Below are 3,955 nucleotides of genomic sequence, written 5' to 3'. Positions count from 1 at the left end.
ACCCAAAATAAGCTAATGGTAATAGCAAAATACGCTATTCATACTCTATTCATACACTATCTATACACTATCTATACATTATATATGGTATAGAATATAGAACAAAACCATTATTTATTCAACTCTTATACCTTTGTGATCCAATTTAGGATTGGTGCTTATGAATGATATTGCCCTAGCCCGGATGGGAGTGGCATCCTCTTAGGGCGGGGTTCGCCCTAAGAGATAGAGCGGACAGCCGGAAATAGCTCCTGAAAAAGAAACAAGTCCTTAATATTGTATGTGTTTTGGTAAACGTTTATATTTGCATTCCTAAATATAAAGAACAATGATTAGTATTACTTTACCCGATGGGTCGATTAGAGCGTTTGCGCCAGGCATTACTCCAATGGAGGTTGCCAAAAACATTAGTGAGGGATTTGCAAGAAATGTCATTTCGGCATCTTTTGAAGGCACTACTATTGAGACGAGCACACCCTTGACTACTGACGGGAGTCTTATTTTATATACATGGAATGATGCTGAAGGAAAGAAAGCTTTTTGGCACTCTACTTCGCACGTGATGGCGCAAGTACTGGAAGAGATGTTTCCTGGCATACAATTAACCTTAGGTCCAGCTATAGCGAATGGATTCTATTATGACGTAGATTTTGGTGATCAAAAAATCACAGAAGCCGATTTCAAAGCGATCGAGAGTCGCATATTAGAAATCTCCAAAGAGAAACACGAGTTCAAAATGCGCGCTGTTACTAAAGCAGAAGCTTTAGATACCTATAAAAACAATGTGTACAAAACGGAGTTGATAAGCAATCTAGAGGACGGGACTATTACTTTTTGTGATCATGCCACTTTTACTGATTTGTGTAGAGGCGGGCATATTCCCAACACAGGCATCATAAAAGCGGTAAAAATCATGAGTGTTGCTGGTGCTTACTGGAGGGGAGACGAGAAGAATAAGCAATTGACCCGCGTATACGGTACGTCTTTCCCAAAACAAAAAGACCTAACAGAATATCTAGAATTACTTGAAGAAGCCAAACGTCGTGACCACCGAAAACTTGGTAAGGAATTGGAGTTGTTCGCTTTTTCACAAAAGGTAGGGCAAGGTTTGCCATTGTGGTTGCCAAAAGGTGCCGCATTAAGAGATCGTTTGGAGCAATTTTTGAAAAAAGCCCAAAAGAAAGCAGGTTACGAGCAAGTTGTGACTCCACACATTGGACAAAAAGAATTGTATGTAACTTCTGGCCATTATGCTAAATACGGAGCGGATAGTTTCCAACCCATCAATACTCCAGCAGAAGGCGAAGAGTTTTTATTAAAACCAATGAACTGCCCACATCACTGTGAGATTTACAATGTTCGCCCGTGGTCTTATAAAGATTTACCGAAGCGTTATGCTGAGTTCGGAACCGTTTACCGTTACGAACAAAGTGGGGAATTGCATGGATTGACTCGTGTTCGAGGGTTTACTCAGGATGATGCTCATATCTTTTGTACACCAGAACAATTGGACGAAGAGTTCAAGAAAGTAATTGATTTGGTTCTTTACGTATTTGGCTCGTTAGGATTTGAAAACTTTACCGCCCAAGTATCTTTACGCGATAAAGAGAATAGAGAGAAATACATTGGCAGCGATGAAAACTGGGAAAAAGCAGAAAATGCCATTATTAATGCTGCCAAAGACAAAGGCCTAAACACTGTTGTAGAATATGGTGAAGCTGCTTTTTATGGTCCAAAATTGGATTTCATGGTCAAAGATGCTCTAGGCAGACAATGGCAATTGGGTACAATTCAGGTAGATTACAACCTACCAGAACGTTTTGAATTGACTTACAAAGGTTCTGACAACGAATTACATAGACCCGTAATGATTCATAGAGCCCCATTTGGTTCTATGGAGCGATTTATTGCTATTTTATTAGAACACACCGCAGGAAATTTCCCTCTTTGGTTAATGCCGGAACAGGCTATAATCTTGTGTTTGAGTGAGAAATATGAAAATTATGCTAAAAAAGTTTTAAATCTGCTAGAAAATCACGAAATTCGCGCCCTAATTGACAATAGAAACGAGACTATTGGAAAGAAAATCAGAGATGCCGAAATGCAGAAAACCCCATTTATGTTGATTTTAGGTGAGGAAGAAGAGAAAAACGGCACGGTTTCTATCCGTAGACATGGTCAGGAAGGCAAAGGAAATAGCAGTGTAACGATAGATGAATTTGCGGCTATTGTTGAAGAAGAAATTAGCAAAACATTGAAAGTATTTACAGTTTAACTTAAATTATAAAGTCATAGCAATAAGAAGCAACAGAGGTTACCAACCTCGCGTAGAAAAAAAAGATGCCCACAGGATTAACAACAACATTCGTGGGTTACAAGAGGTAAGACTTGTAGGAGAAAATATTGAGCCGGGTGTATTCAAACTCTCCGAGGCGTTACGTCTTGCAGATGAATTTGAATTGGATTTGGTTGAAATTTCACCTAATGCAGAACCTCCGGTTTGTAAGATCATGGATTATAAGAAGTTTATTTACGAGCAAAAAAAGCGTGATAAAATTCTTAAGGCTAAATCTTCTCAAGTCGTGGTGAAAGAAATTCGTTTTGGTCCTCAAACTGATGAGCACGATTATGAATTTAAAAGAAAAAATGCAGAGAAATTCCTAAAAGAAGGTGCGAAACTAAAAGCATTTGTTTTCTTTAAGGGCCGTTCGATCATTTACAAAGACCAAGGGCAAATTTTATTATTGCGTTTGGCCACCGACTTAGAAGAACACGGTAAGGTAGAAGCCATGCCTGTTTTAGAAGGAAAGCGAATGATTATGTTCATTGCTCCGAAGAAGAAGAAATAATCCTCCCCTAGCCCCTCTTACGGAGGGAAACAAAAAGAGGATAGACAATATAAGCTTCTTAGCACTCTCCCCCTTCGGGGAGTGCTAAGAGGGGAAAAATAAGTAAGTAAGAATAAATTAAAAATCTAGGAAAAAATGCCTAAAATGAAAACCAAATCTAGCGCCAAAAAACGTTTTAAAGTTACTGGTTCTGGAAAGATTAAAAGAAAGCATGCTTTTAAAAGTCACATCTTGACTAAAAAATCTAAAAAACGTAAATTAGCTTTGACTCACTCAGCGCTAGTTCACACAACAGATATGAAAAGCATCAAACAACAATTAAGAATTATCTAATAAAAGTATCAAGTCTTAAGCATTAAGACTATTGCTTTAAAGAATTCTTTAGGTTACAACACATTTAATAACCTTGGAGTATGGCCATAAGTTCCTTTGATTTAATTCAGGACGCCTGCTACAAAAAAACAGTAAAATTATGCCAAGATCGGTAAATTCAGTTGCTAAAAGAGCAAGAAGAAAAAAAATAATGAAGCAAGCCAAAGGTTTCTTTGGTAGACGTAAAAACGTTTGGACAGTTGCTAAGAATGCGGTTGAGAAAGCAATGTGCTACGCTTACCGCGATAGAAAAGTGAACAAAAGAAATTTCCGTGCTTTATGGATTCAACGTATTAACGCTGGAGCTAGATTAGAAGGAATGTCTTATTCACAATTCATGGGGAAAGTTAAAGCTAACGGAATCGAATTGAACCGTAAAGTTCTTGCAGATCTAGCTATGAATCACCCAGAAGCATTCAAAGCCATACTTAATAAAGTAAAATAAACGTTTTATCAACTCAATTTAGCTTACTTACTTATATAGAAAAACCCGAACATTCGTTCGGGTTTTTTTTATGTCTTTTTTTTGAGGGATTGTCTTCCTATTGTTGACCGACTACCGTTTCACATCAAAGTTGAGATTTTGGCTAAAGCCGAATACGAAACTCATTTTAAAGAATGGGCTAAAGCCCATCCCTATTCAAATCCACAAACAAATAGAATAGAATGAGCTAAAGCCCATTCCTATTCAAATTTGACAAACATTAAAGAATGGGTTAAAGCACATTCTTATT

Annotated in this window: 4 protein-coding genes; all 4 read left to right on the top strand. The window is 37.6% G+C overall.

Annotated features, from left to right (window positions below; genetic code table 11):
• Positions 1-328: 328 nt before the first annotated feature.
• The 4 genes from thrS (at position 329) to rplT (ending at position 3,666) form a co-directional block, all read left to right on the top strand.
• The gene (thrS, locus tag FLB_RS05505) at positions 329-2,275 is read left to right on the top strand and encodes a threonine--tRNA ligase (RefSeq protein WP_064714967.1); all 1,947 of its coding nucleotides are present in this window, start codon (positions 329-331) and stop codon (positions 2,273-2,275) included.
• Positions 2,276-2,351: 76 nt separating this feature from the next.
• Entirely contained in the window at positions 2,352-2,849 is a 498-nt protein-coding gene (infC, locus tag FLB_RS14110) for a translation initiation factor IF-3 (RefSeq protein ID WP_231891049.1), read from the top strand.
• 135 nt (positions 2,850-2,984) lie between these two features.
• Positions 2,985-3,182: a 50S ribosomal protein L35 gene (gene rpmI, locus FLB_RS05490; RefSeq protein WP_024982756.1), complete on the top strand. Its 198-nt coding sequence runs from the start codon at positions 2,985-2,987 to the stop codon at positions 3,180-3,182.
• 139 nt (positions 3,183-3,321) lie between these two features.
• A complete protein-coding gene (gene rplT / locus FLB_RS05485) occupies positions 3,322-3,666 on the top strand; it encodes a 50S ribosomal protein L20 (RefSeq protein WP_035623056.1) in 345 nt (114 codons plus the stop codon).
• Positions 3,667-3,955 lie beyond the last annotated feature (289 nt).

It is taken from the genome of Flavobacterium succinicans (assembly GCF_001662485.1).
Lineage (GTDB): Bacteria > Bacteroidota > Bacteroidia > Flavobacteriales > Flavobacteriaceae > Flavobacterium > Flavobacterium succinicans_A.
This window is presented reverse-complemented; position numbering and strand designations above follow the sequence as displayed.

What these genes read in the sequence shown, in the direction of transcription:
- thrS (WP_064714967.1), top strand. Translation starts at nt 329, where the DNA reads ATGATTAGTATTACTTTACCCGATGGGTCGATTAGAGCGTTTGCGCCA.
- rpmI (WP_024982756.1), top strand. Translation starts at nt 2,985, where the DNA reads ATGCCTAAAATGAAAACCAAATCTAGCGCCAAAAAACGTTTTAAAGTT.
- rplT (WP_035623056.1), top strand. Translation starts at nt 3,322, where the DNA reads ATGCCAAGATCGGTAAATTCAGTTGCTAAAAGAGCAAGAAGAAAAAAA.